The organism is Fulvimonas soli, assembly GCF_003148905.1.
Lineage (GTDB): Bacteria > Pseudomonadota > Gammaproteobacteria > Xanthomonadales > Rhodanobacteraceae > Fulvimonas > Fulvimonas soli.
In genome coordinates, this window is the sequence record NZ_QGHC01000007.1 from 245237 (window position 1) to 270907 (window position 25671).

The 25671-nt window shown below is 73.4% G+C and carries 19 protein-coding genes; 9 read left to right on the plus strand and 10 right to left on the minus strand.

From position 1 onward, the window contains the following. Positions 1-160: 160 nt before the first annotated feature. A complete protein-coding gene (locus C7456_RS11065) occupies positions 161-1588 on the minus strand; it encodes an OmpP1/FadL family transporter (protein WP_109723808.1) in 1428 nt (475 codons plus the stop codon). Positions 1589-1824: 236 nt separating this feature from the next. On the opposite strand from C7456_RS11065, the gene C7456_RS11070 reads away from it, so the two are divergent. Both C7456_RS11070 and C7456_RS11075 read left to right on the plus strand, forming a co-directional pair. Next, positions 1825-2121 (plus strand): YcgL domain-containing protein, encoded by a 297-nt coding sequence (locus C7456_RS11070; protein WP_109723809.1) that lies wholly within the window; start codon positions 1825-1827, stop codon positions 2119-2121. Positions 2122-2211: 90 nt separating this feature from the next. Next, positions 2212-5670, plus strand: coding sequence for an ankyrin repeat domain-containing protein (locus tag C7456_RS11075; protein ID WP_109723810.1), 3459 nt, complete (start codon positions 2212-2214; stop codon positions 5668-5670). Positions 5671-5795: 125 nt separating this feature from the next. On the opposite strand, the gene C7456_RS11080 is transcribed toward C7456_RS11075, so the two are convergent. After that, complete coding sequence (locus tag C7456_RS11080; RefSeq protein ID WP_109723811.1) at positions 5796-7628, minus strand: monovalent cation:proton antiporter-2 (CPA2) family protein; 1833 nt, start codon at positions 7626-7628, stop codon at positions 5796-5798. A gap of 62 nt (positions 7629-7690) precedes the next feature. Between C7456_RS11080 and C7456_RS11085 the strand changes: the two genes are divergently transcribed. The 3 genes from C7456_RS11085 to C7456_RS11095 all read left to right on the plus strand — a co-directional run bounded on the left by C7456_RS11085 (position 7691) and on the right by C7456_RS11095 (position 9652). Continuing rightward, positions 7691-8473, plus strand: coding sequence for a glutaminyl-peptide cyclotransferase (locus C7456_RS11085; protein WP_109723812.1), 783 nt, complete (start codon positions 7691-7693; stop codon positions 8471-8473). An 82-nt stretch (positions 8474-8555) separates the two neighbouring features. Continuing rightward, positions 8556-9191 carry a DUF5671 domain-containing protein gene (locus C7456_RS11090; RefSeq protein WP_109723813.1) on the plus strand — a complete coding sequence of 212 codons (636 nt, stop codon included), beginning with the start codon at positions 8556-8558 and terminating at the stop codon, positions 9189-9191. Then, entirely contained in the window at positions 9188-9652 is a 465-nt protein-coding gene (locus tag C7456_RS11095) for a hypothetical protein (RefSeq protein WP_109723814.1), read from the plus strand. The genes C7456_RS11090 and C7456_RS11095 overlap by 4 nt, the downstream gene beginning before the upstream one ends. A 108-nt stretch (positions 9653-9760) precedes the next feature. On the opposite strand, the gene C7456_RS11100 is transcribed toward C7456_RS11095, so the two are convergent. Continuing rightward, on the minus strand, positions 9761-10702 hold the full coding sequence (locus tag C7456_RS11100; protein WP_109723815.1) for an alpha/beta hydrolase: 942 nt from the start codon (positions 10700-10702) through the stop codon (positions 9761-9763). 141 nt (positions 10703-10843) lie between these two features. Beyond that, entirely contained in the window at positions 10844-11836 is a 993-nt protein-coding gene (hemB, locus tag C7456_RS11105; RefSeq protein WP_109723816.1) for a porphobilinogen synthase, read from the minus strand. A gap of 182 nt (positions 11837-12018) precedes the next feature. On the opposite strand from hemB, the gene C7456_RS11110 reads away from it, so the two are divergent. Next, positions 12019-13551, plus strand: coding sequence for a S53 family peptidase (locus C7456_RS11110; RefSeq protein WP_109723817.1), 1533 nt, complete (start codon positions 12019-12021; stop codon positions 13549-13551). A gap of 178 nt (positions 13552-13729) precedes the next feature. Here C7456_RS11110 and C7456_RS11115 read toward each other — a convergent pair whose 3' ends face one another. The 6 genes from C7456_RS11115 to C7456_RS11140 all read right to left on the minus strand — a co-directional run bounded on the left by C7456_RS11115 (position 13730) and on the right by C7456_RS11140 (position 21615). Beyond that, positions 13730-14551: a heme ABC transporter ATP-binding protein gene (locus C7456_RS11115; protein WP_211306311.1), complete on the minus strand. Its 822-nt coding sequence runs from the start codon at positions 14549-14551 to the stop codon at positions 13730-13732. Then, a complete protein-coding gene (locus C7456_RS11120; protein ID WP_109723818.1) occupies positions 14548-15609 on the minus strand; it encodes a FecCD family ABC transporter permease in 1062 nt (353 codons plus the stop codon). Before C7456_RS11120 ends, C7456_RS11115 begins: the two co-directional genes overlap by 4 nt. Continuing rightward, the gene (locus C7456_RS11125) at positions 15606-16376 is read right to left on the minus strand and encodes a heme/hemin ABC transporter substrate-binding protein (RefSeq protein WP_170120208.1); all 771 of its coding nucleotides are present in this window, start codon (positions 16374-16376) and stop codon (positions 15606-15608) included. Before C7456_RS11125 ends, C7456_RS11120 begins: the two co-directional genes overlap by 4 nt. A gap of 334 nt (positions 16377-16710) precedes the next feature. Then, positions 16711-17796, minus strand: a complete 1086-nt coding sequence (locus C7456_RS11130) for a hemin-degrading factor (protein ID WP_170120209.1) — start codon at positions 17794-17796, stop codon at positions 16711-16713. 14 nt (positions 17797-17810) lie between these two features. Beyond that, positions 17811-20123: a TonB-dependent hemoglobin/transferrin/lactoferrin family receptor gene (locus C7456_RS11135; protein ID WP_109723821.1), complete on the minus strand. Its 2313-nt coding sequence runs from the start codon at positions 20121-20123 to the stop codon at positions 17811-17813. Positions 20124-20529: 406 nt separating this feature from the next. Continuing rightward, a complete protein-coding gene (locus C7456_RS11140; RefSeq protein ID WP_109723822.1) occupies positions 20530-21615 on the minus strand; it encodes an ABC transporter ATP-binding protein in 1086 nt (361 codons plus the stop codon). A 180-nt stretch (positions 21616-21795) separates the two neighbouring features. Here C7456_RS11140 and C7456_RS11145 point away from each other — a divergent pair, with 180 nt between their 5' ends. The 3 genes from C7456_RS11145 (at position 21796) to C7456_RS11155 (ending at position 25052) form a co-directional block, all read left to right on the plus strand. After that, a complete protein-coding gene (locus C7456_RS11145; protein ID WP_109723823.1) occupies positions 21796-23151 on the plus strand; it encodes a GH1 family beta-glucosidase in 1356 nt (451 codons plus the stop codon). 45 nt (positions 23152-23196) lie between these two features. Further along, positions 23197-24216 (plus strand): glucokinase, encoded by a 1020-nt coding sequence (gene glk, locus C7456_RS11150; protein WP_109723824.1) that lies wholly within the window; start codon positions 23197-23199, stop codon positions 24214-24216. A 152-nt stretch (positions 24217-24368) separates the two neighbouring features. Further along, on the plus strand, positions 24369-25052 hold the full coding sequence (locus C7456_RS11155; protein ID WP_109723825.1) for an HAD family hydrolase: 684 nt from the start codon (positions 24369-24371) through the stop codon (positions 25050-25052). Positions 25053-25671: the final 619 nt, after the last annotated feature.

Here is a 25671-nt window from a genome sequence, read left to right on the forward strand (position 1 = left end):
CGGCCTCCGGCCGCGACACCCGATAGCTGAACCTTAGAGCCGAGACAATCTCCATCTGACTCGCGCGCGCAGCCCAGCCGGGTGGACCGCTCCCCGCTTCTGAAAAGAACGCCCCGCATTGCGGGGCGTTCTACCTGGCAACGCTTCCGTCCGGCGCGGCTCAGAAGCGGTACTGTGCCGACACGCTCAGCAGGTTGCCGTAGTCGTCGTAGCTACCGTTCAGCACGTCGCCGGTGGAGCTTGTGGTGTTGACGTGGGCATTGTTCACGAACACGTGCACGTACGAGGCGTTGATCTCGAAGCGATCGCTGGCCTTGTAGCCGATGCCCACCGCCGCAAACTGGCGTGTGGAATCGGGCACGCGGGCATCGCGGGTGGCGTTGTAGGTCGGCGTGGTGTCGATCGCGATGCCGCCGCGCAGCGTCACCTTGTCGTTGAGGTAGTAGTCGCCACCGATCGAAGCGAACCAGGTGTTGCGCCACTGGAACGGCTCCACCGTATCCGGCTGCGCCGGGTTACCGTACTTGACCGTGAGGTCCTTGAACACGTCCCACTTGGTCCAATTGACGTCGATACCCAGGCCGAACTTCTCGTCCTGGTGCCAGTAGCTCAGGCCCGCGGTGGCCGGCGTGGTGAAGTCCGCCGAGCCGGTGGTGTGCGTGAACGGCACGCCGCCCAGGCCCGCCAGCAGCGGCGCCACCGCCGGGTTGGACAGCAGTGCACCCACATTGTTGGGCACCTGGAAGTTGGCGGTGCCGGTGAGCTTGTGGTCGATCTTGGAGCGGTAGTTCAGCGCCAAGCGGTCCTGTGGGGTGAGCTTCCAGAATGCGCCGACCTGCCAGCCGTAACCCCAGTCGTCGCCCTTGATCTTGGCGTAGCCGTCGCTGCCCTGTGGTACCAGCAGACCCACCTGCTGCAGGAACGCCGGCGGCAGCGCGCCGGCCTGCACGCCCTGCTGCGCCAGGCCCAGCGCCACGGCGTTGAAGTTCACCGCCGAGGTCAGCTCGGCCGAGGTCTTCTGCGCGATCGCGCTCACGCCCAGGCTGAAGTCATCTGTAACGTCGTAGGAGGCCGACAGGGTCGCGTCCAGCGACTCGAAGCGCGACTTGACGGCGTTGTAGCGGCCCACCCAGTCGCGGTCGTATTCGGTCTGGAAGCCGAACGGCACGGTGAAGCCCAGGCCCAGGTGCCAGCGATCGGCGATCTTGCCGGCGATGAACAGCGAGGGCACTGGCAGCGTGGTGCCGGCGTCGCCGCCGTTGCCGCCGCTGATCGGGCGGCCGAGCGCGTCGTGCGCGCTGCCGTTGAACTTGGCGCTGAAGTTGATCGCGGTAACGTCGCCCTGCACGTAGACGCCATCCAGCAGGGTCATCGCGGCCGGATTGTTGGCGACCACCGAGGCGTCACCACCGGCCGCCGTGGAGCCGGCATAGGCGCGGCCCATGCTCTTGGCGCTGTCCTCCTTCAGTTGGAAGGCGCTGGCGCGGGCCGCCTGCGGGACCGCGAGCGCACCGGCGATGGCGACGCTCAGCACGGCCAGCGCCAGCGGTCGCGCAGCGCCCTGGAGGGAACGGAAAGACTTCTGCATCGCTTGCTCCTGCTAATTGTTTGGATACGGCTCGGGGTGGACGGAACCGCGCTCGGCGATTATTTTCATACGCGCGTTTGACGTTCCTGCGCGCCACTCTGCCCACCCCTTCCCGGCCTTGCAAGTGCGACCGCAGCATGCGCGCCGTGGACATCGCCGTGACGCCGCATCGCTAACCTAGGGCCGCCGACGTCCGCATTCCGCGGTCGCGTCCCGCCTGCCGATCCGAGCCGCCCATGCACTGCTACGTCTACGCCAGCCAGCACAAGAGCGACACCTACGTGTGGCTCGCCGCGCGCGACGATTTCGCCGCGCTGCCGGAGTCGCTGTCGCTGCTGCTGGGCGACCTGCGCTTCGTGCTGGAGGTGGAGCTGGACGAGCGGCGGCAGCTGCCGCACGAGGACAGCCGCGTGGTGCTCGAACACCTGCGCGCGCAGGGCTGGCACCTGCAGCTGCCGCCGAAGGAGACGCTGGCGGTGGGCCACGTGATCGCCCAGCGGCACGGCCAGCCGGCGGACGACCGCGACGCCTGAGCCGCGCCCTCCGCGCTTGCGCAACCGGCGTGCAGATCGCGTTAACGCCGGGTTACCTTCTGCCGCGCCGCCGCTTCCTATACTCGCCGCATGACCGATCCCAAGCCGCCGCGCCGCCCCGCCTTCCTGCAAGCACTCGCCTGGTTCGTACCCGGATGGATCGCGGTGGCGATCGCCGCGCTGGGCGCGCACCCGCTGAGCCTGGTCCCGCTGCTGGCGGCCAACGCGCTGACCATGGCCGCGGTGTGCCACGCGATCGGCTTCGACCCCGAGCCGCGCTTCGGCCGCACCGTGCTGCGGCGGGGCGCGGCGCACCTGGTGCTGTTCACCGGCTATGTGGCGCTGGTGTTCCTGCTGATCGCCTGGCCGATGCTGCTGCTGCACCAGGCGCCCAGCCTCGGCGCCGCGCTGGGCCTGGCGGCGGCGCTGGTGCTGGCGCTGGTGGTGCTGTGGCGGATGTGGCCGGCGTTCGGCCTGCTGTTCGTCTGGGACGACGCCTACCCCGCGCAGAGCGAGGGCTCGTGGATCTTCACCGCGATGGCGCGCAGCCTCGCCTTCGGCCGCCACCTCTCGCGCGAGGAGCGCTTCTTCACGCACTTCCTGCCCGCCTCGTTCGCGCTGCTGGCGCTGGCCTTCCTCGCGCTGGCGCTGGCCGGCCTGTACGGCGTGCTGCCGCCCGAGCTGCGCACCGCGGCGCTGGCGATCTACGGCGTGGCGGTGCTGCCGCTGGGCTGCCTGGTGATCGCCAACCGCACCCTGCGCGCGCTGCTGTGCGAGCGCCAGCTGCCGCGCCGCCGCGCCGGCGACCGGCCGTTGCCGGAAGCGCGGCCGCCGGCGCCGCGCCCGGTGCTGAGCGAGCAGGAGCGCACCGCCGGCACGCCCGAGCAGGCCGCCGCGCTGCTGGCCGCCACCCGCGACGGCGACATCGAGCGCGCGCTGGCGTTGCTGGAGGCCGGCGCCGACCCGAACACCGCGCCCGACCCGGCCGACCGCGACCAGCGGCCGATGCTGGTGCTCGCCGCGCTGCTGCCCGACACCCGCCTGCTGCGCGCGCTGATCGCCAAGGGCGCCGACGTCAACCGCGCCAGCGGCGGCCTCACCGCGCTGCTGGCCGCCACCCGCGACAGCTGGCACGGCCGCGCCGAGGCGGTGATGACCCTGCTCGCCAACGGCGCCAGCCCGCTCGCCACCGACGCCGAGGGCAACACGCCGCTGCACGGCGCGGTGCTGAGCGGCGAGCCGATCGTCGCGGCGATGCTGCTGGACGCCGCCGCGCCGCTGGACGCGCTCAACCGCGCCGGCGCCAGCCCGCTCGCCGTGGCCTGCCGCGCCGCCAACTGGCCGCTGGCGAAGTTCCTGCTCGAGCGCGGCGCCAAGCCGGCGCCCGCCGGCGGCGAGCCGGCGCTGGTCGCCGCGGCGGGCATTCCCGACGACGATCCCGCGGGCGTCCGGCTGCTGCTCAAGCACCGCGCCGCGGTGAACGCGCCGGACGCGCAGCGCCGCAGCGCGCTGATGGCCGCCGCGGCCGAGGGCCACGAGCAGATCGCGCGCGCCCTGCTCGCCGCCGGCGCCGACCCGAACCTGGCCGACCGCCACGGCAGCACCGCGCTGATGGAAGCCGCGCGCAGCGGCGCCAGCGGCATCGTCGCGCTGCTCGCCGAGGCCGGCGCCGACGCGCGCGCGCGCGACGGCCACGGCCGCGACGCGCTGTCGTTGGCCTGCCAGTCGCCGCGCGCGCGCGGCGACACCGTGCGCGCCCTGCTCACCCTGGGCGCCGAGCCCAAGGCCGCCGGCAGCGACGGCCGCAGCCCGCTCGACCACGCCGCCGCCGCCGGCCGCTGGGACCTGGTCGCGCTGCTCGACCCGGACACGCCGCTGCCGGCCAACCTCAGCCAGGACGCGCTGGCCGAGGGCGCCGACACGCCGGAGCACCTGCTCGACGCGCTGCGCTTCGGCCACTGGGCGATCGTCTCCGGCTTCGCCGAGCGCGTGGCGTCGTGGCCGGCCGCGCAGCTGGCCCAGCTCTACCTGGAACTGGCCGCGCCGGGCCTGGGCGCGCAGCGCCGCTGGCTGCTGGAGCACGGCCTGTCCGCCGAGGCGCGGCTGCCGGCGCAGCTGATCGACGACGCCGACACCGGCGAGCGCGCCGAGCCCGCGCTGCCGCCGCTGGGCCGGCGCCTGTTCGACGCGCTGCTGCTGCAGCTGCCGGCCGCCACCGAGGCGGTCGAGGACCTGCTGCAGGCCGGCGCCAGCCCGGCCGGCGCGGGCCTGCTGGCGCTGGCGCTGGAACGCCTGGGCGGCAGCGTGCAGGGCGCGGCGCTGCCGCTGGCGATGCTCGAGCGCGGCGCCGACCCGTTCGGCCCCGACGCGCGCGGCCGCACCCCGCTGCACCTGGCCGCGGCGAACGACCAGCCCGCGCTGCTCGCCGCGCTGCTCGCGCGCGGCTGCGACCCGAACGCGCGCGACGCGGCCGGGCGCACCCCGCTGTTCGCCGCGCTGGAGCACGGCGAGGCCGCGCTGCCGCTGGTGCGCGCGCTGGTCGCGCACGGCGCCGACGCCGAGGCCGCCGACGCCAACGGCGAGACCCCGCTGGGCCTGGCGCTGGAGCACGGCGCGGTGGAGCGCTGGCTGGACTGGGGCGACTGGCCGCGCCCACGCCGCCCGCTGCGCGCCACCGACCTGCCCGAGGCCGCGCGCGCCGGCGCCACGGTGGCGGTGGAGCGGCTGCTGGAACTGGGTTTCCCGGTCGACGCCCGCGACGCGCAGGGCGCCACCGCGCTGCTGCACGCCTGCGGCGCCGGCCACCGCGAGATCGCCGCGCGCCTGCTCGACGCCGGCGCCGATCCCGCGCTCGCCGCGCAGACCGGCATCACCCCGCTGGCCGCCGCGGTGGCGGCGCGCCGCGAGGCGCTGGTGGCACTGCTGCTGGAGCGCGGCGTCGCCGCCGACCAGCGCCTGCCCGGCGGCGCCACCGCGCTGATCCTGGCCGCCGGCCTGGGCCACGCCGAGCTGGCCGAGCTGCTGCTCGACGCCGGCGCCGACCTCAAGGCCGCCGACGACGCCGGCCGCACCGCGCTGCACGCCGCCGCGCAGTTCGGCTTCGAGCGCAGCGACAGCCTGCGCGCACGCCGCCTGTTCGACGCGCTGCTCCGGCGCGGCGCCGACGTCAACGCCGCCGACCGCGAGGGCAAGACGCCGCTGCTGCTGCTGCTGGGCGCGCACCTGCGCCCCGGCAGCGACTGCGACCCCACCCACCTGGGCGCGCTGGTGCCGGTGCTGCTGGATGCCGGCGCAAGCCACGCGCACGCCGACCAGCGCGGCGTCAGCGCGCTGCACGCCTGCGCCATGCACGCGCTGCTCGCGCCCGCGCGCGTGCTGCTGGTGCGCGGCGCCGACCGCGCCGCCGCCGACGCCTTCGGCCGCACCGCGGCGGACGTGGCGCGCCAGCTCGGCTACGTGGACGTGGCGCACGAGCTGGCCGCGCGCGGCCCCGGCGCGGTGCCCAGCGTGCGGCAGATGCTGCGCCAGCCGGCGCAGCCGGCCGAGTAGGCCGCGGAAACTTCCTGGAGGGAATGCCCTCGGGCGTGCTCTGCGCGGGAGCGGCCTCCGGCCGCGAATCGGCATCCATCGCGGCCGGAGGCCGCTCCCCCACGCTGCAGTTGCCGTGCAGAACCTCAGGCCACCGGCGGCTCGGCCTCGCCCTCCTCCGCCGCCTGCGCCGCCTCCGGCGAGGTGTCGGCCTGGAACAGCTGCGCCAGGTCGGCCAGCGCCTCGCGCGTGGTCTGCACGATCTTCGCCTCGTCGTCGTAGACCAGGTACTGCCGCCGCAGCAGCTCGGCGTCCTGGCGGCGGAAGCGCTCCACCCGCTCGGCCGCCTGCTCCGGCGCCACGCCCAGCGCCTCCAGCGTGAGCTTGGTCATCTTCAGGCTGGAGTAGTAGGTCTCGCGCACCGGCTCGTCTATCCCCAGGTCCATCAGCCGCCACACGTGCTGGCGGTTGCGCGCGCGGGCGACGATCCTCAGGTGCGGGTACATGCGCCGCACCACGCGCGCCACGCGCAGGCTCGACTCCGGGTCGTCGCTGGCCAGCACGAACACCTCGGCCTTGTCCGCCTGCGCCGCGCGCAGCAGCTCCGGCCGCGCCGGGTCGCCGTAGAAGATGTCGTTCCAGCTGCCGAAGCGCTGCACCAGGTCCAGCTGCTCCACCGAGTGGTCCAGCGCCACGAACGGCACGCCCTGCGCGCGCAGCACGCGCGCCACGATCTGCCCCATGCGGCCGTAGCCGGCGATGATCACCCGCGGCGAGTGCGCCACGATGGTGTCGTACTCGCGCGCGGCCCTCTTCTTCGCCTTGACCCCCAGCGCGCGGCCGACCAGCGCCACCAGCAGCGGGGTCAGCGCCATCGACACGGTGATCGCCAGCACCAGCATGCCCTGCTGCCGGCCGCTGACCAGCCGCTGCTCGCCGGCCAGCTTGAGCACCACGAAGGCGAACTCGCCGCCGCCGGCCAGCAGCGCCGACAGGCGCAGCGCGTCGCCGCGGTCGAGCAGGCCGACCAGCCGCCCCAGCGGCCACAGCAGCGCGCCCTTCGCCAGCAGCAGCAGGCCGACCAGCGCCAGCACCGCCAGCGGCCGCTGCAGCAGCAGCAGGAAGTCCATCGACATGCCCACGCTGACGAAGAACAGCCCGAGCAGCAGGCCCTTGAACGGCTCCAGGTTCGATTCCAGCTCGTGCCGGTATTCCGAGTCGGCCAGCAGCACGCCGGCGAGGAACGCGCCCAGCGTCACCGACACGCCGGCCAGCTCCATCAGCCAGGCGGTGCCCAGCACCACCAGCAGCGCGGTGGCGGTGGACACCTCCACGATGTCCGACTTGGCCACGAAGCGGAACACCGGGCGCAGCAGGTAGCGGCCGCCCGCCACCACCGCCACGATCATGCCCACCGTGCGCAGCGCCGCGGCGAGGTCGAAGCCGTGCGCGCCGGCGGCGTGCGCCAGCAGCGGCACCGCGGCGATCAGCGGGATCGCCGCCAGGTCCTGGAACAGCAGGATGGCGAACGCCTGCCGCCCGTAGGCGCTGCCGGCCTCCTTGCGCTCGGCGAGGATCTGCAGGCCGAACGCGGTGGACGACAGCGCCAGCGCGCCGCCCACGATCGCCGCCGCGTTGGCGGTGAGGCCGAACAGCAGGTAGCCCAGGCCGCCGATCGCCAGGCTGCACGCCAGCACCTGCAGCAGGCCGGTGCCGAACACCGCGCGGCGCATCACCCACAGGCGCTGCGGCGACAGCTCCAGGCCGATCACGAACAGCATCAGCACCACGCCGAACTCGGAGATCGCGCCGATGCCCTCGGTGTCGCCCACCAGCCCGAGCACCTGCGGCCCGATCACCACGCCGGCCACCAGGTAGCCGAGCACCGCGCCGAGCCGGAAGCGCTTGGTCAGCGGCACGATGACCACCGTCGCCAGCAGCAGCACCAGCGCGGTGGCGAGGAAGTGGCGGTTGTCCACGCGCGTCTCCGTTCCGTCCTGGCCCGATTATTCCATGCGTCCGGCTGTGGGATGATGCGCGGATGGACACTCCCGCGCTCCGTTGCCTGCTGCCCGTCCTGCTGCTCGCCGCCGGCGCGGCGCAGGCGGCGATTCCCGTGTACGGCTACCGCGTGGTGCGCAGCTACCCGCACGACACCGGCGCCTACACCGAGGGGCTGTTCTACCGCGACGGCCACTTCTACGAGAGCACCGGCACGGTCGGCCAGTCCAGCATCCGCAAGGTGGACCCGGCCACCGGCGAGGCGGTGCAGCGGCGCAACCTGCCGCCGCCGGACTACGGCGAGGGCATCGTGGCCTGGAAGAACCGGCTGTACGAGCTGACCTGGCAGTCGCAGCACGGCTACATCTACGACCTGGCCACGTTCGCGCCGCTGGGCAGCTTCACCTACCCGGGCGAGGGCTGGGCGCTGACCACCGACGGCACGCGGCTGTACATGAGCGACGGCACGCCGGACATCCGCGTGCTCGACCCGGTCACGCTGGACGAGACCGCGCGCATCCGCGTCACCGCCGACGGCCAGCCGCTGGCCAACCTCAACGAGCTGGAGTGGGTGAAGGGCGAGCTGTACGCCAACGTGTGGCTGACCGACCGCATCGCGCGGATCGACCCGAAGAGCGGCCGGGTGACCGCGTGGATCGACCTCGCCGGCCTCGCCCCGAAGCCCGACGAGACCGCCGACCCCACCAACGACGTGCTCAACGGCATCGCCTACGACGCGGCGCGCGACCGCCTGTTCGTCACCGGCAAGCGCTGGCCGAAGATCTACGAGATCGAGCTGGTGGCGCCCGCGCCGGCGCCTTGAATCGCCCCGCCGGCGCCCTTGCCTTCGGCGCCGGCTTGCGGCTGAATCGGCCACATCGGCGCGGGGACCGGGGGAGCAACGCATGGCAGGCGGCACGCAGGAACTGGAATCGTTCGTACGCGAAGCGCTTGTCCGCGGCTGCCCGCGGCAGGACGTCGCCCGGGTGCTCGCCGACGCCGGGTGGACGGCGGAGCAGATCCGGGGCGCGCTGTCCGCCTATGCCGAGGTCGCCTTCCCGGTGCCCGTGCCGCGGCCGCGGCCCTATCTCTCGGCGCGCGAGGCGTTCCTCTACCTGGTGCTGTTCACCACGCTCTACCTGAGCGCCTACCACCTGGGCAATCTGCTGTTCGAGCTGGTCAACCGCGCCTTCCCCGATCCCGCCGTCAGCGACTACGGCCTCGCGCAGCGCATCCGCTGGTCGGTGGCATCCATCGTGATCGCCTTTCCGGTGTTCCTGCTGCTCTCGGCAAAGATCGGCCGCGAACTGGCGCACGAGCCAGTCAAGCGGCTGTCGGCGGTGCGCCGCTGGCTGACCTACCTGACCCTGTTCGTGGCGGCGATCGTGCTGATCGTCGACCTCACCACCCTGGTCGACCGCGTGCTCGGCGGCGAGCTCACCGTGCGCTTCGTGCTGAAGGTGCTGATCGCGGGAGCCATCGCCGGCACGGTGTTCGGCTACTACCTGCGTGACCTGCGCCGCGACGAGCGTACGGCGTGAACGCGCATGGCGGCAGGGCGATCGCGGCGCTGGCCACGCTGGCGATGCTCGGCGCGGTGGTCGCCGGCCTGGCCGTCATCGGCTCGCCGGCGCAGCAGCGCCGGCAGCGGCTGGACGAGCGGCTCATCGCCGACCTGCGCACGCTCGCGCTCGGCATCCAGAACTACTGGGACCAGCACAAGGCACTGCCGGCGACGCTGGCGGAACTCCATCCGCGCGCCGGCACGGACGTCGATCCGGTGAGCGGCACGCCCTACGGCTATGCCGTGACCGGCCCCGGAAGCTTCCGCCTGTGCGCCGTCTTCGCGCTGCCTTCGCCAGTCGAGGACATGCCCGCGGACGGCTTCTCCGCCACGCTCGACTGGCGCCATCCGGCCGGCGCGCATTGCTTCGACGGCGACGTCCACGCGACGCCGAAGGCGCCGCTGGAGACGATGCGCCCCGGCCTCTTCATCCGCTGAAGCGAGGCCGCTGGCTGCGCCTGCGCAGCGGGCGATCGACCCCGGCACCGCTCGCAGCGCCGGCCCGTGATGGCAGTAGTGCCGGGCATGCCCGGCACACGAGCATGCTCAGTCCCGGATCACGCCGATGCTCCGCAGCCACGCCTCGGCCAGCCCGGTCCAGCCGGTGACCGGCAGCGCCGTCCGCCGCAGGCCGAAGGCGTGCCCGCCCTGCGCGTAGAGGTGCATCTCCGCCGGCACGCCGGCTTTCGCCAATGCCGCGTAGTAGACCAGCGACTGGTTCACGCCATCCACGTGGTCGTCCTCCGCCTGCAGCAGGAAGGTGGGCGGCGTCTCGCGGGTGACCGGCACGTCGGGATTCAACGTGCCCGCGTCGGTCGCCAGGTGCCCCGGATAGATCGCCAGCGCGAAATCCGGGCGGCTGCTTGCGCGGTCCGCCGCATCCACCGGCGCGTACAGGCGGCGCCTGAACTGGGTGCTGGTCTCGGCCACCAGGAAGCCGCCGGCCGAGAAGCCGATCACGCCGATCCTGTGCGGGTCGACGTGCCACTCGGCGGCGTGGGAGCGCACCAGCCGGATCGTCCTCTGCGCGTCCTGCAGCGACGGCACCGACAACCTGAGGTTGTGCGGACGGCAGTCGCAATGCCAGTCGTAGGGCGCGCTCGGCACGCGGTACTTGAGCAGCACGCAGGTGACGCCCCTGGACACGAGCCAATCGCAGGCCTCGGTGCCTTCGAGGTCGATGGCCAGGATCTCGAAGCCGCCGCCCGGGAACACCACCACGGCGGCACCCGTGTTCGTCCCCCGGGGCGCATAGACGGTCATCGTGGGCGTGGCGACGTTGGTCACCGCCGTCACCGGGCCGCCCCCGATCAGCGCGGCCGGGTTGCTGGTCGCCTTTTCCGGCCCCGGGACGGGCCGCGCACCGGGCGGCGTCCCGGGCCATACCGGCATTTGCGCGTGCCCGGCGGCGGGCTGCCAGGCCGGCGACTCCGCATGCGCGCCCGTGCATGCCACCAGCAGGCACAGGGCCGCGGTCCACAGCTTCATGGTGCCTCTCCGTTCCTGGCACCCGGCCAGGGCTGCGCGATCAGGACAGGGAACCGGGAAAACCCCGTTGCCCCATCCTGGGCGCCGCCTCGGGCCTTCGACGGCCGCTTGCGGGGATTTTTCCGGGCCGCGCGGCCGCGCTCACCCGCCGCGCAGCCAGCGCGCCGCGTCGACCGCGTAGTAGGTGAGGATGGCGTCGGCGCCGGCGCGCTTGAACGCGGTGAGCGTCTCCAGCACCACCGCCTGCTCGTCCAGCCAGCCGTTCTGCGCGGCGGCCTTGAGCATCGCGTACTCGCCGCTCACCTGGTAGACGAAGGTCGGCATGCCGAAGGCGTCCTTCACCCGGCGCAGCACGTCCAGGTACGGCAGGCCGGGCTTGACCATCACCGCGTCGGCGCCCTCGGCGATGTCCAGCTCCACCTCGCGCAGCGCCTCGTCGGCGTTGGCCACGTCCATCTGGTAGGTGTGCTTGCCGCCCTTGCCGAGGTTGCCGGCCGAGCCCACCGCGTCGCGGAACGGGCCGTAGAACGAGGAGGCGTACTTCGCCGAGTAGGCGAGGATGCGCGTGTGGATGTGGCCGGCCTTTTCCAGCGCGTCGCGGATCGCGCCGATGCGCCCGTCCATCATGTCCGAGGGCGCCACGAAGTCCATGCCGGCCTCGGCCTGCGCCAGCGACATCCTGATCAGCGCCTCGACGGTGGGCTCGTTCATCACGTAGCCGCTCGCGTCGACCAGGCCGTCCTGGCCGTGCGTGGTGTAGGGGTCGAGCGCGACGTCGCCGATCAGGCCGAGCTCGGGATACTGCGCCTTCAGCGCGCGCGTCGCGCGCTGCATCAGGCCGTCGGGGTTCCACGCCTCGCGCGCGTCCTCGCTCTTCACGCCCTGTCCCGGCGAGGGGAACAGCGCCAGCGCGGGGATGCCCAGCGCGACGCACTCGCCGGCGAGCCCGAGCAGCCCGTCGATCGACAGCCGGCTCACGCCCGGCATCGACGGCACCGGCTCGGCCCTGCCTTCGCCCTCGATCACGAAGGCGACCATGATCAGGTCGCTCGGCAGCAGCGTGTGCTCGCGCATCAGCGCGCGGGAGAAGGCGTCGCGGCGCATGCGGCGCATGCGGATGGCGGGGAAGCTCATGGAGTGGGACGCTCTATGGAACGGAGGGCCGCGCCATTCTACCGCCGCCTCCGCCGCGGGGCCGCGGCGTTTCGCCGCGACGGGCCGGCGCGCCGAACGCCCCGCCAACATTCCCCATACGCCTTCGCTACGCGCGCGGTCGCAAGGTGCGGCCGGTCCCCGCCCACAAGAGGAGCCACGCCATGCGCAAAGCTTCCCGTTCCGACGCTCCCTCCCGCTGGCCGCTGCCGCACGGCGCCCGCTACCTGGGCCCGCACGAAGGCGAAGCACCGATCGAGGTCACCGTGGTCATGCGCCGCCGGCGCGGCAAGGCGCCCGCGCCCGCGAGCTGGCCGCACGCGCCGCGCTGGTCGCGCGAGGAATACGGCCGGCGCTGCGGCGCCGATCCGGCCGACCTGGAACGCCTGCGCGGCTTCGCGCGCAAGCACGGCCTGGAGGAAACCGACTGCCAGGCGCACCGCCGCGTGCTGCGCCTGCGCGGCACGCCGCAGGCCCTGCAACGGGCCTTCGGCGTGACGCTGGGACGCTACCAGCCGGAGGACGGCCGCGCGCCGTTCGTCGGCTGCGACCGCGCGCCGACGCTGCCGACCGGGGCGATCGCCGTGCTGGGCCTGGACCGCCGTCCCGTCGCGCGCCCGCACTACCGCCGGCCGCAGGCGCAGCCGAACGCCAGCTACACCCCGCTGCAGGTCGGCCGGCTCTACGCCTTCCCCGAGGGCACCGACGGCGCCGGCCAGACCATCGCCATCATCGAGCTCGGCGGCGGCTACGACGAGAACGACCTCGCGCAGTACTTCCGGCGGCTCGGCGTGTCGCCCGCGCCCGGCGTGACCGCGGTGTCCGTCGACGGCGGCGCCAACCAGCCCGGCGGCGACGCGGACGCCGAGGTGATGCTGGACATCGAGGTGGCCGGCGCGCTCGCGCCCGCCGCGAAGCTGGTCGTGTACTTCGCGCCGAACACCGACCAGGGCTTCTACGACGCCATCTCGCAGGCCGCGCACGACGACCGGCACCAGCCCTCGGTGATCTCGATCAGCTGGGGCGGCCCGGAGGACGGCTGGAGCGCGCAGGCGCGCGAGGCGATGCAGTCGGCGCTGGAGGACGCCGCCGCGCTGGGCGTGACGGTCACCGCCGCCGCCGGCGACGACGGCTCCGCCGACGGCGTGGACGACGGCGCGCCGCACGTGGACTTCCCCGCCTCCAGCCCCTACGCGCTGGCCTGCGGCGGCACCACCCTGGTCGCCGACGGCGACGCGATCGGCAGCGAGACGGTGTGGAACGAGACGCAGGCGAACGAGGGCGCCACCGGCGGCGGCGTGAGCACCGACTTCCCGCTGCCCGACTGGCAGCAGGACGCCGGCGTGCCGCCCGCGCCGGGCCAGTCCGCCGCCGGCCGCGGCGTGCCCGACGTGGCCGGCAACGCCGACCCGCTCACCGGCTACCAGGTGCGCGTGGACGGGCAGGACACGGTGATCGGCGGCACCAGCGCGGTGTCGCCGCTGTGGGCGGCGCTGATCGCGCGCTGCAACCAGCGGCTCGGCAAGGCGGCGGGCGACGTCCACGCGGCGCTGTACCGCACCGGCGACGATGCCTTCCGCGACATCGTGCAGGGCGACAACGGCGACTACCAGGCCAGCACCGGCTGGGACCCGTGCACCGGCCTGGGCAGCCCCAACGGCCAGGCGCTGGCCGAGGCGCTGGCGGCGCAGGCCTAGGGCTCCCTCTCCCCGCCGGGGAGAGGGTTGGGGTGAGGGGCCGCCCTTGCCGACGAGCCGATGGCGGCGGGAGGCTTTCGTCCCGAAGCAGCCGCTCGTTGGATGACCTGCACGACCGGACTTCTCCGCAAGAGCGGCCCCTCACCCTGCCCCCTCCCCAAAGGGGAGAGGGAAAAGGCTAGGGCGCCGGGGCCAGCAGCCAGCCGTCGTCGTCGCGCAGCGGCACGCGCCGCAGCGGCAGGCCGTAGACGCGCGAGAGCGTTGCCGGCTCCAGCGCCTGCGCCGGGCTGCCGTGGCGCAGCAGCTGGCCGTGCGCCAGCAGCGCCACCTCGTCGGCGTAGCGCGCGGCGAGGTTGAGGTCGTGCAGCACCGCGACCACGCCGTAGCCGCGCCGCGCCAGCGACCGCGCGTGGCGCAGCACCAGGTGCTGGTGGGCGATGTCCAGGCCCGCCTCCGGCTCGTCCAGCAGCAGCCAGGCCGGGCCGTCCGCGCTGTTCCAGACCTGCGCCAGCACGCGCGCCAGCTGCACGCGCTGCTGCTCGCCGCCGGACAGCTCCAGGTAGCTGCGGCCGCGCAGGTGCGCCGCCTGCACCGCGGCCAGCGCGGCGGCGGCGACCGCGTGGTCGGCGGCGCGCAGGCGCTCGCCGTGCGGGCTGCGGCCCAGCAGCACCACTTCCTCCACGCGGAAGGCGAAGCCCAGGCGCACGTTCTGCGAGAGCATCGCGCGGCGGCGCGCCAGCTGCGGCGCCGGCCAGTCGGCGAGCGCGCGGCCGTCGAGCGCGGCCTCGCCGCGGCTGGGCCGGCGCAACCCGGCCAGCACGCCGAGCAGGCTGCTCTTGCCGGCGCCGTTGGGCCCGACCAGCGCCAGCAGCCGGCCCGGCCAGGCGCGCAGGCTCACGCCCTGCAGGATGCGGCGGCCGCCGCCGTCCAGGGTCACGTCGCGCGCCTCCAGCAGGCCGCGCGGCGCGCGGTCCATGCGCCAGTCCAGCGGCGGATTCATGCGGCCGCCTCGCCGATGCGCGTGCGCAGCAGCAGCCACAGGAAGAACGGCCCGCCGAGCAGCGCGGTGAGCACGCCGATCGGCAGCTCCGCCGGCGCCACCGCCACGCGCGCCGCCGCGTCGGCGGCGATCACCAGCGCGCCGCCGGCCAGCGCCGAGGCCGGCAGCAGCAGGCGGTGGTCCGGCCCCCACAGCAGGCGCAGCACATGCGGCACCAGCAGGCCCACGAAGCCGATCACCCCGCACATCGCCACCGCCGCGCCGGTCGCCAGCGCCACCAGCGCGACCAGCCGGCGGCGCAGCCGCGCCGGGTCGAAGCCGAGCAGCGCCGCCTCGTGCTCGCCCAGCAGCAGCGCGTTGAGCGCGCGCGCCTGCCGCGGCAGCAGCAGCACCGGCAGCAGCATCGGCGGTGCCACCGCGGCCAGGCGCACCCAGTCGGTGCCGCCCAGGCTGCCCAGCGTCCAGAAGCTGAGGTCGCGCAGCTGGTGCTCGGTGGCGAGATAGGTGAGCAGGCCCACGCCGGCCATCACGACCGCGTTGACCGCCACGCCCGCCAGCAGCAGCGTGGCCATGCCCGGCCGCAGCCGGCCGATCAGGTAGACCAGCAGCGTGGCCGCCAGCCCGCCGCCGAAGGCGGCCAGCGCGACGCCGAACGAGCCGAGCAGGGCCGGCAGCGCGGCGAGCAGGCCGCCGCCGAGCACGATCATCCCGATCGCGCCCAGCGCCGCGCCGGCCGAGATGCCGACCAGCCCCGGCTCGACCAGCGGATTGCGGAACAGCCCCTGCATGGCGGCGCCGCTCGTCGCCAGCGCGGCGCCGACCAGCGCGGCCATCAGCACGCGCGGCAGGCGCAGCATCAGCACCACCATGTCGTCGCCCTGCGCGGGCCGGCCGGCCAGCCAGCGGCCCAGCGCGCCGAGCACCTCGCCGGCGCCCAGGCGCAGCGCGCCGCAGCCCAGGCCCAGCAGCGCCGCCGCCAGCAGCAGCGCGGCGAGCCCGCCCAGCACGTAGGGGCTGCGCGCGCGCGTGCGCTCCCGCGGCAGCGCGATGCTGCTCATGGCGCGGCGGCCGCCAGGGTGCGCTGCAGCGCGCGCTCCTGCGCCGCGTTGCGCGGACCGAAGCCGAGCAGCGCCTGGCCGTCGACGAACACGATGCGCCGCGCGCGCCCGGCCGGCGTCTGCGCCACGCCGGGCAGCCTGAGCACGCCGTCGACGCCGCCCAGCGCGTCGGCGCGCTCGCGCATCAGTACGATCGCGTCGGGCGCCAGCGCGACCAGCGCCTCGGCGGAGACCGGCTTGTAGCCCGCGTAGCCATGCACCGCATTGACGCCGCCGGCCAGCGCGATCGCCGCGTCCGCCGCGGTGTCGCGGCCGGCCGCCATCGGGCTGCCGGCACCGGCCGTCATCAGGAACGCCACGCGCGGATGCCGCGGCATCGCCGCCACGTCGCGCGCCAGCGCGGCGTACTCGCCTTCGAGCTGGCGCGCCAGCCGCTCGGCGGCGGCCGGCCGGCCGAGCAGCGCGCCGAGGCGGCGCAGCTTGGCCACCACGTCGGCCGGCGCGCGCGTCGGCGGCATCGTCTCGATGCGCACGCCGGCCTGGCGCAGCTGCGCGAGCGCCTGCGGCGGCCCGGCGTCGTGGGTGGCCAGCACCAGCGACGGGCGCAGCGACAGCACGCCCTCGGCGGCGAGCTGGCGCACGTAGCCCACGTCGGGCAGCTTGCGCGCCGCGTCGGGCCACTGGCTGGTGCTGTCCACGCCGACCAGCGCCGCGCCGGCGCCGAGCTCGTAGACGGCCTCGGTGATGTCGCCGCCCAGGGCGACCACGCGCTGCGGCGGTGGCGCGGCGGTTTCGGCGGCGTGCAGCGCGGGCAGGCAGAGCAGTGCGAGGGTGGCAAGGAAAGCGTGAAGGCGGTGGCCGGCGCCACGCTTCGGCCGGACCCTCGCCCGCCCCGGATCAGGTCCGGGGCAGGCTCTGCCGGCACCCTCTCCCGCAGGGAGAGGGATTCCCTCCCCGACGCCGCGCGGGTTTTCTCCTCTCCCTCCCGGAACACGCGGATTTTTCCTCCTCCCTCCGGGAGGAGGTGCCCGAAGGGCGGATGAGGGTCCGGCCGAAGCGCGCACCCCACGCCGCTCCCCCTTGCCAGAAACGATGGCTTCATCACGCATGCCCCGCCTCCTCCAGCCCGTCGGCCAGCGCGCGCCAGGCGTCCAGCTCCGGCGTGCCCGGCTTGCGCTGGCCGAACAGCTGCGCGATCTGGCCGCCGCGCGCGTCGTACAGCTCCAGCGAGGTCACCGCGCCGTCCGGCGTGAGCTTCTTCACCACCCAGCTCTCGGCGACGTGGTCCTCGCGCAGGTGCAGGTTGAAGTCCGCGTCGAGCACGTTGAGCCACGGCCCCATCGTCTTGACGTTGCGCACCGGCCCGGTGTGGATCTGCACCACGCCGGGCGAGCCGACGAACACCATGACCGGCAGGCCGCTGCCCGCCGCGCTCTCCAGCACCGCGCGCACCGCGTCGTTGCGCACCGGCCGCGCGAACTCGCGCCCGGCCAGGCGCAGCGCCTGGGTGCGCGTCGTCTCGTGCCTCTTCAGCAGCGCGAAGAAGTCGTGCGGGTCGCGCAGCGCGCGCCAGCCCGCGCGCAGCGAGGCGACGTCCACCTGCGCGTCCTCGCGCAGGCGCGGCAGCGGCTCGGCCACCGCGCGCAGGTCCAGCAGCGGCGACTGCACCGCGGCGGCGAAGCGCGAGATCAGCCGGCTCCACGCCGCGCGGTCGCCGTCCTCGGTGAGGTAGACCTTGTGCACGGCGCGGCCGTCACCGTCGAAGAACTGCAGGCTCTCCAGCTGGCGCCCGCGCGACTCCTCGCGCACCGCGAAGCCGAACACCCAGTGCCGGAGGAACAGCCGCAGGTCGATCGCCCCGTTGAGCACCATGCCCATCGCGCCGCCGATCTCGATGTTGCCGAACGCGCCCTTCTTCTCGTGCACGCAGCTGTCGTTGCGGGTGAGCGCCATCACCCGGCCCAGCGCGGGCAATGCCTGGACCAGCTCGGGCCACGGCCCGTCCAGGCGCGCCACGCCGTCGCCGCAGCGGCTGGCGACCAGCTCGCCCTCGCTCACGCCCAGCCGCTCGGCCAGGTCGCGCGCGCGCAGGCCGGGCTCGCGCTGGCGCAGCTGCTGCCAGGCTTCCTGCAGCTGCCGCGGCGGCATCGCGGGGGCCGGCTTCGTCGTCGGGGAAGGAATGGACATGGCGAAGCCTCCGTTCAGAACGCGAGCCTGGCGGCCACGCTGAAGGCGCGGCCGGGCATGCTGAGGCGGTCGGCCGGCAGGCCGCCGGTGCCGGCGTCGTTGAGGCCGTTGCCGCTGACCAGGTTGCCCAGCACGCCACCGTTCAAGTTGCCCCAGTCCCAGTACTTGCGGTCGCCGAGGTTGCTCACGCCCGCGTACAGCTCCAGCTGCGCGAGGGGCGCGTAGTGCGCGTACAGGTCGAACGTGGCGTAGCCGCCGGGACGGAACGCGGACGGATCGCCGAGCCGCGTGTGCCGGCGCACGCCGGTGCCGACCAGCTCCGCGCCCCAGTCCGTCGCGTCGTAGCTCACGCCCAGCACCAGCTTGGCCGGATCGACGGTGTTGAGCGGGCTGTAGCCGTCATCGCCCGGCTCGACCAGGCGTCCGCTGGCGACCGCCGCGCTGCCGCGCAGCGACCAGCCGTCCAGCGCGTCGGCGAAATAGCCGAGGCGCAGCGCGCCGGCGGCTTCCGCGCCCTTGACGAAGGCGCGCCTGGCGTTCACTGCCTGGAACAGCAGGTTCATGCCGGGCGGCGCCTGGTACCAGGACGGGACCTGCCCGGTCGGCAACGCATAGCCCGACCAGATGAAGTCGCGGTAGCGGTTGTAGTAGCCGCCCACGCTGAACCAGCCGGCCTCGCCCTTGCCGCGCAGGCCCAGCTCCGCGCCCTGGCTGGTCTCCGCCTTCAGGCGGTCGTTGGGCAGGAAGGCGATGTTGAAGCCGGGGAACGGCTGCTCGTTCCACGCGCCGGCGATCTCGCCGTACAGCGGCGGACGGAAGCCCTGCGCGTAGTCGAGGTAGGCGCTCAGCATGTCGTCGAGGCGCCACACCAGGCCGAGCTTGGGCACGGCGCGGGTCCTCCGGTAGTCGTCGGGCGCGTAGCCGGGGTTGTAGGCGCTGTACAGCGCGTCGGCCTGCGGCTGGTAGGCGTAGCGCTCCACGCGCACCGCCGGGGTGAGGGTGAAGCGGCCGTCCGCCAGCGCGATCTCGTCCTGGCCGAAGGCGGCGTAGCGGTCGGTGTGGCTGGCCGGGATCAGGTGCAGCGGGTAGTTGCCCGGCAGGAAAGCGGTGCTGCTGCCCTGCGCGCCGGTGCGCAGGTTGACGCCGTAGCCGTCCACGCGCGACTGCGCCCAGGTGCGCGAGGCCTCCACGCCGTAGCTGATCGTCTGCGCGACGGCACCGCCCTCGCCGAGCTGCCGGACCGCCACCAGCTTGCCGCCGGCGACCTTCTCCTGCAGCGGCAGGTTGTCGTAGTAGCGCGCGATGGTGTCGCCGCGCACCAGGTTCTCGGTCTGCGTGGCGGTGCGCGTGCGGCTCTTCTGCCAGTAGGCGTGCCAGTCCAGCGTATCGGCCAGCGCGCCGTCCAGCTTCGGGAACCACTGGCCCACGCTGGCGCGCACGCGGGTGTCGGCGTCCTGCGAGTCGTAGTAGCCGGTGCCGGGGGCGAGCTGCGACAGGCCGTCGGTGCGCGTGCGCGTCCGCGCGCCGTCCAGCACCACGCGGTCGGTGCGGCCGCCGGCGGCGGTGTGCACGTACTTGCCGAGGAAGCTGTCCTGCCGGTAGCTGAGCGGATCGGGCCGCGTGCGCGCCGCGCCGGTGCCGCCGACGTCGCCCTGGTTGGCGGTCTCGTGGCCCTCGCGGTGGCCGGCCTGGAACAGCAGGCCGTTGCGCGCGTCGCCGCCGGCCAGGGTGAGCGTGGAGGACAGGCTGCGGTCGCTGCCGTCGTACTGCTCCTTCAGCGCCAGGTAGGTGTCGCGGCCCTCGCGCAGGTAGTCGGCCGGGTCCTTGGTGGCCAGGCTCACCACGCCGCCCAGCGCGTCGGACGGGTACAGCGCCGAGGCGGGGCCGCGCACGATCTCCACCCGCTTGATGTCGTCCAGGTCGATGAAGTTGCGCCCGGCGCGGAAGCTGCCGCCGGCGACGTCGGCGCCGAACGCGGCCGGCAGGGTGACGCCGTCGACCTCGATGCGCGTGCGGTTGCCCGAGAGGCCGCGGATGTTGAAGCTGTCCAGCCCGAAGCGGCCGGCGGTGCCGACCACCGACACGCCCGGCTCGTAGCGCACCAGGTCGCGGATGGTGAGCACCAGGTGGCGGTCCATCTGCACGCGGTCGATCACCGAGACGGTGCCGGCGGTATTGAGCTGGATCGCGGGGCTGAGCGCGGTGACCTGCACGCGCGGCAGCTCGGTGGTGTTGTCCGCGGTCGCGGGGACGGCGGGTTCGGCGGCCAGGACGGGCAGCGCCAGGAGGGCGCCGAGCGCGGCGGCCAGCGGGGTGATGCGCAACATGCGGGTGTCCTTTGCAAGCGGTGGGCACGGGGGCTTGCTGGCAAAGGAGGCGGAGAACTCGCGCCTGCGCTGGCGGGCCGTTTCGGTAGGTATGGGCGGTGCCGCGCGCGAGGCGGGCACGGGCTCAAATGAGAATTTATCTCATTTGCGCGAGGCAAGCCAAGTGTCGCCGCGCGGCGCCGCCGGCCGCCGACGCGGCAGGCCGCTCCTGGCCCTCGATCGTCATTCCAGCGAAAGCTGGAATCCAGTCAGGTACTTCGTGCGCAAGCACGCAAAACCTGTTTCGCGTGCTGCGCACAACGTGATTTCACTGGATTCCAGCTTTCGCTGGAATGACGGCGGGGAAGCGATGAATGCCGGCGCGGGGCACGCGCGTCCGCGTCCGGGCAGCCCGCGCGACGCGCGCTCAGTCGCCGATCCGCCCGCCGCTCGCGGCGTCGAAGAAATGCAGCCGCTCCGCGGCGAAGCGCAGCGGCAGCGTGTCGCCCGGCGCGGGCAGCGTGCGCGGCGGCAGGCGCGCCACCAGCGGGCGGCCGTCGAAGCGCAGGTTGAGGAAGACCTCGTTGCCGACCGGCTCGACCACCTCCACCCGCGCCGCCAGCACCGCCTCGGCGGCGGGGGCCGGCTCCAGGTCCTCCGGCCGCACGCCCACCACCACCTCGCGGCCGGCCCAGGCCGCGGGCGCGGCGGGCGGCTCGCCGAGCGCCAGCGCGCCGTGCGGCGTCTCCAGCCGCCAGCCGCCGTCGCGGCGCAGCGTGCCGCGCAGGAAGTTCATCGCCGGGCTGCCGAGGAAGCCGGCCACGAACAGGTTGGCCGGCCGCCGGTACAGGTTCATCGGCGTGTCGATCTGCTGGATGCGCCCGCGGTCGAACACCACGATGCGCTGGCCCAGCGTCATCGCCTCGATCTGGTCGTGGGTCACGTAGACCATCGTCGCGCCGAGGCGCTGGTGCAGCCGCGCGATCTCCACGCGCATCGCCACGCGCAGCCGCGCGTCGAGGTTGGACAGCGGCTCGTCGAGCAGGAACACCTTGGGATCGCGCACCAGCGCGCGGCCCAGCGCCACGCGCTGGCGCTGGCCGCCGGACAGCGCGGCGGGGCGCGCGTCCAGGCGGTCCTCCAGCTCCAGCGTGCGCGCCACCTCGCGCACGCGGCGCGCCACCTCGTCCCGCGCCGCGCCGCGCAGGCGCAGGCCGAAGCCGAGGTTCTCCGCCACCGTCATGTGCGGGTACAGCGCGTAGTTCTGGAACACCATCGCCACGTCGCGCTCCTTCGGCGCGACCTCGTTGACCACGCGGCCGTCGATGCTGAGCGTGCCGGCGCTGATCGGCTCCAGCCCGGCGATCATCCGCAGCAGCGTGGTCTTGCCGCAGCCGGACGGCCCCACCAGCACCATCAGCTCGCCGCTGGCGATCTCGAAGCTGGCCTCCTCCACGGCGACGTGGCCGTTCGGATAGACCTTGCGCAGCTGGTCGAGACGGACGCTGGCCATGCACGGATCTCCGGCCGCCCCGCCCGGGGCCGCCTGGTTGGATGGATGGGCCGCCAGGCCCGGAACGCGCCAGGGGGACCCTGCCTCGTGCGGCACGGCTGCACAAGCGCGGGCGTTCGGATATTCTCGGACGAAAACGTTTGCAGCAAGCCGCAGCGCGGCATCGAAGGACGCTTGCCCATGACCCGCCGCAGCTACCGCTTCCCCGACGGCTTCCTCTGGGGCGCTGCCACCTCCGCCTACCAGATCGAGGGCTCGCCGCTCGCCGACGGCGCCGGCCCCAGCATCTGGCAGCGCTTCGCGCACACGCCCGGGATGATGGCCAACGGCGACACCGGCGACGTGGCCTGCGACCACTACCGCCGCTACCGCGACGACGTGCGGCTGATGCGGGCGCTGGGCCTGCAGAGCTACCGCTTCAGCATCAACTGGGCGCGCGTGCTGCCGGAGGGCACCGGGCGGGTGAACCCCAGGGGCCTGGACTTCTACTCGCGGCTGGTCGACGAATTGCTGGAGCACGGCATCGCGCCCAACGCCACGCTGTTCCACTGGGACCTGCCGGCCGCGCTGGACGACCGCGGCGGCTGGCTCAACCGCGACAGCGCGCACTGGTTCGCCGAGTACGCGCAGGTGATGTTCAGGGCGCTGGACGACCGCGTCACGCGCTGGACCACGCTCAACGAGCCGTGGGTGGTCACCGACGGCGGCTACCTGCACGGCGTGGTGGCGCCCGGCCACCGCAGCAAGTACGAGGCGCCGATCGCCGCGCACAACCTGATGCGCGCCAGCGGCGCCGGCATCCAGGCCTACCGTGCGCACGGCCGGCACCAGATCGGCGTGGTGTTCAACATCGAGCCGAAGTACCCGGCCAGCGACGGCGCGGAAGACCAGGCCGCCGCGCGCCGCGCGCACGCCTACATGAACCAGCAGTTCGCCGATCCGGCGCTGCTCGGCAGCTACCCGGAGGAGCTCAAGGAGATCTTCGGCGACGCCTGGCCGGACTTCCCCGCCGACGACTTCCGGCTCACGAAGCAGCCGGTCGACTTCGTCGGCATCAACTACTACACCCGCGCGGTGGTGCGGCACGATCCCGCGCAGTACCCGCTGCGCGCCGCGCCGGTGCGCCAGCCCAACCGCACCCACACCGAGACCGGCTGGGAGGTCTACGAGCAGGGGCTCACCGACACCCTGCTCTGGTTCAAGGACCGCTACGGCGACGTCCCGCTCTACGTCACCGAGAACGGCGCGGCCTTCTACGACCCGCCGGTGGCCGAGGGCGAGGTGCTGGAGGACCCGCTGCGGGTGGACTACCTGCGCCGCCACCTCCGGGCGCTGCACCGCGCCATCGGGGCCGGCGTGGACGTGCGCGGCTACTACGCCTGGTCGCTGCTGGACAACCTGGAGTGGTCGCTGGGCTTCGCCAAGCGCTTCGGCCTCTACCACGTCGATTTCGCCACCCAGAAGCGCACGCCCAAGGCCAGCGCGCGGCTCTACGCGCAGGTGATCGCCAGCCATGGCGCGGCGCTGGACGAATAGCCGCCGCTGCGGCAGGCTTGCAAGGCTACGATCCCGGAATTGTTCATGAGCTCTTCCACCCCGGCCGCCCCGACCCTGCTCGCGGACCTCGGCGGCACCAACGTCCGCTTCGCCCTCGCCGATCCCTCGCTGGCCATGCCGCTGCGGCTGGACAGCGTGCGCCGCTACCGCGTGAAGGACTTCCCCTCGCTGGCCGGGACCATCCGCCAGTACTTCGCCGACAGCGGCCTCTCCGCCAGGCGCGCGGTCATCGCCGCCGCCGGCCGCATCGCCGACGGCGAGACGGTGCAGATCACCAACAACCCGTGGGCGGTGTCCGCGCACGGGCTGCAGGCCGAGCTGGGGATGGAGCGGGTGCACTTGGTCAACGACTTCGCCGCGCAGGGCATGGCGGTGCCGCTGCTGGCCGCCGACCAGCTCACCCCGGTGGGCCCGAAGCTGCTGCCGCAGCTCGGCCGCAAGCCGGCGCAGACCTTCGTGGTGGTGGGCCCGGGCACCGGGCTGGGCGTGGCCGGCCTGCTGCTGCGCGAGGGCCGCTGGACGGTGCTGGAGACCGAGGGCGGCCACGCCGGCTTCGCCGCGCACACCGCCGAGGACGTGGAGATCCTGCACCGGCTCAACGCACGCTTCGGCCGTGTCTCCAACGAGCGCATGATCTGCGGCAACGGCCTGGTGAACCTGTACCTCGCGCTGGCCGACATCGCCGGCCAGCCGGCCGAGGAGTACACCCCCGAGGACATCACCGCGCGCGCGGTGGCGGGCAGCGACGCGCTGTGCGTGCGCACGGTGGAGACGCTGGCCGGCATCTTCGGCAGCGTGGCCGGCGACCTGGTGCTGAGCCTGGGCGGCTGGGACGGCGTCTACCTCACCGGCGGCGTGCTGCCGATCCTGTTGCCGTGGCTGCAGCACGGCGGCTTCCGCGAGCGCTTCGAGGCCAAGGGCCGCTTCCGCGAGACGATGGAGCAGGTGCCCACGGTGGCGGTGATGCACCCGGAGCCCGGCCTGCTCGGCGCGGCGGCGCTGGCCGTGCTCGACGCCGGCGCCACGCTGCTGCCGCCCGGCTGATCGCGCGGCCCAGCCGATGCGCCGGCGCCGCGGGACGGCCAGCGTCCTTCGAAGGCGACATCCCGCGCGCATCGCGGCTTTAGAGCCCCGCGCTGCGCGGACCGCCGGCATGCGCGACACTAGGCCCCCTCCCCGCCGCCCGGATCGCCTTCATGTCCCGCACCTCCACCGCCTTCCTGTTCGACCTCGACGGCACCCTGATCGACAGCGTCTACCAGCACGTACTGGCCTGGAAGGAAGCGCTGGACGCGGAGGGCGTGGAGCTTTCGGTGTGGCGCATCCACCGCAAGATCGGCATGAGCGGCGGGCTGTTCACCCACATCCTGCTGCGCGAGACCGGGCTGGAGATCACCGAGGAACGCCTGGCGCGCCTGCACCAGCGCCACGTCGAGGCGTTCAACCGCCAGCACGCGCAGGGCTCGGTGCGCCCGCTGCCCGGCGCGCGCGAGCTGCTCGCCTACCTCGACGGACAGCGCATCCCGTGGGCGGTGGCCACCAGCGGCCGCATGGCCACCGCCGCGCACAACCTCGCCGCGCTGGGCGTCGATCCGGCCAAGGTGCCGGTGGTGACGCGCGACATGGTGCGCCACGCCAAGCCCGATCCCGACCTGTTCCTCGCCGCCGCCGGGCGGCTGGGCGTGGACGTCCAGCGCTCGCTGGTGATCGGCGACAGCATCTGGGACATGCTGGCCGCGCAGCGCGCCCGCGCGCTGGGCGTGGGCCTGCTCTCCGGCGGCTACGGCGAGGACGAGCTGGCGCGCGCCGGCGCGTTCCGCGTGTACGAGGACCCGGCGGACCTGCTCAAGCACATCGACGAGGTGGCGGCGCGTGGATAACTCAAAAAGTCTTTGCGATTTTCTGTGATCTATTTCACAAACTTTAAACCTGTTGAGTAGTACACGATTCCAATCATCCTAGATGATGGAAAGCTAATGATAAATACATTCGCTTTTAATGGAATCGACCCATCAGGCATATACATCAATCCTGATGGAACTATCGTCTACCAGAATAAGAAACTTGAAGCCACGATTAAACGCGACATAGCGATGTCGCCCGCGCTTAGATCAACCAATACTGGTGATTGCACAAATGGCTCTTGTCCCGGTAGCGACAATTTGAACTGCTCAAACGCCAGCTGCCCAGGAGCAAATAACTACGGCCAATGTTAGCTTCGAAATCGGAGTCAAGCCATGTTAGGTGAAGGGACGCTAGCTAGAGCACTTTCCCCCGATTTCCTTGAACTCATATTGCTGCCCACCGAAAAATGCAATTTTCGGTGCACATACTGTTATGAAGACTATGCTCTTGGCCGTATGCCACCTAGCATCATAGCTGGTGACCTGCCCCCACTGAGCCGTACCAAGTGAAGCTGTAAAGTCCGTCAACCACGAGGACGGACATGAAGAAGAGTCGCTTCACCACCGAGCAGATCATCGGGTTCATCAAGCAGGC

Excerpts from the sequence above, each read along its gene's own strand:
- C7456_RS11065 (WP_109723808.1), bottom strand. The coding sequence starts at position 1,588 with ATGCAGAAGTCTTTCCGTTCCCTCCAGGGCGCTGCGCGACCGCTGGCG.
- C7456_RS11135 (WP_109723821.1), bottom strand. The coding sequence starts at position 20,123 with ATGTTGCGCATCACCCCGCTGGCCGCCGCGCTCGGCGCCCTCCTGGCG.
- C7456_RS11075 (WP_109723810.1), top strand. The coding sequence starts at position 2,212 with ATGACCGATCCCAAGCCGCCGCGCCGCCCCGCCTTCCTGCAAGCACTC.
- C7456_RS11070 (WP_109723809.1), top strand. The coding sequence starts at position 1,825 with ATGCACTGCTACGTCTACGCCAGCCAGCACAAGAGCGACACCTACGTG.
- C7456_RS11130 (WP_170120209.1), bottom strand. The coding sequence starts at position 17,796 with ATGTCCATTCCTTCCCCGACGACGAAGCCGGCCCCCGCGATGCCGCCG.
- C7456_RS11120 (WP_109723818.1), bottom strand. The coding sequence starts at position 15,609 with ATGAGCAGCATCGCGCTGCCGCGGGAGCGCACGCGCGCGCGCAGCCCC.
- glk (WP_109723824.1), top strand. The coding sequence starts at position 23,197 with ATGAGCTCTTCCACCCCGGCCGCCCCGACCCTGCTCGCGGACCTCGGC.
- hemB (WP_109723816.1), bottom strand. The coding sequence starts at position 11,836 with ATGAGCTTCCCCGCCATCCGCATGCGCCGCATGCGCCGCGACGCCTTC.
- C7456_RS11100 (WP_109723815.1), bottom strand. The coding sequence starts at position 10,702 with ATGAAGCTGTGGACCGCGGCCCTGTGCCTGCTGGTGGCATGCACGGGC.
- C7456_RS11145 (WP_109723823.1), top strand. The coding sequence starts at position 21,796 with ATGACCCGCCGCAGCTACCGCTTCCCCGACGGCTTCCTCTGGGGCGCT.
- C7456_RS11110 (WP_109723817.1), top strand. The coding sequence starts at position 12,019 with ATGCGCAAAGCTTCCCGTTCCGACGCTCCCTCCCGCTGGCCGCTGCCG.
- C7456_RS11085 (WP_109723812.1), top strand. The coding sequence starts at position 7,691 with ATGGACACTCCCGCGCTCCGTTGCCTGCTGCCCGTCCTGCTGCTCGCC.
- C7456_RS11115 (WP_211306311.1), bottom strand. The coding sequence starts at position 14,551 with ATGAATCCGCCGCTGGACTGGCGCATGGACCGCGCGCCGCGCGGCCTG.
- C7456_RS11155 (WP_109723825.1), top strand. The coding sequence starts at position 24,369 with ATGTCCCGCACCTCCACCGCCTTCCTGTTCGACCTCGACGGCACCCTG.
- C7456_RS11090 (WP_109723813.1), top strand. The coding sequence starts at position 8,556 with ATGGCAGGCGGCACGCAGGAACTGGAATCGTTCGTACGCGAAGCGCTT.
- C7456_RS11140 (WP_109723822.1), bottom strand. The coding sequence starts at position 21,615 with ATGGCCAGCGTCCGTCTCGACCAGCTGCGCAAGGTCTATCCGAACGGC.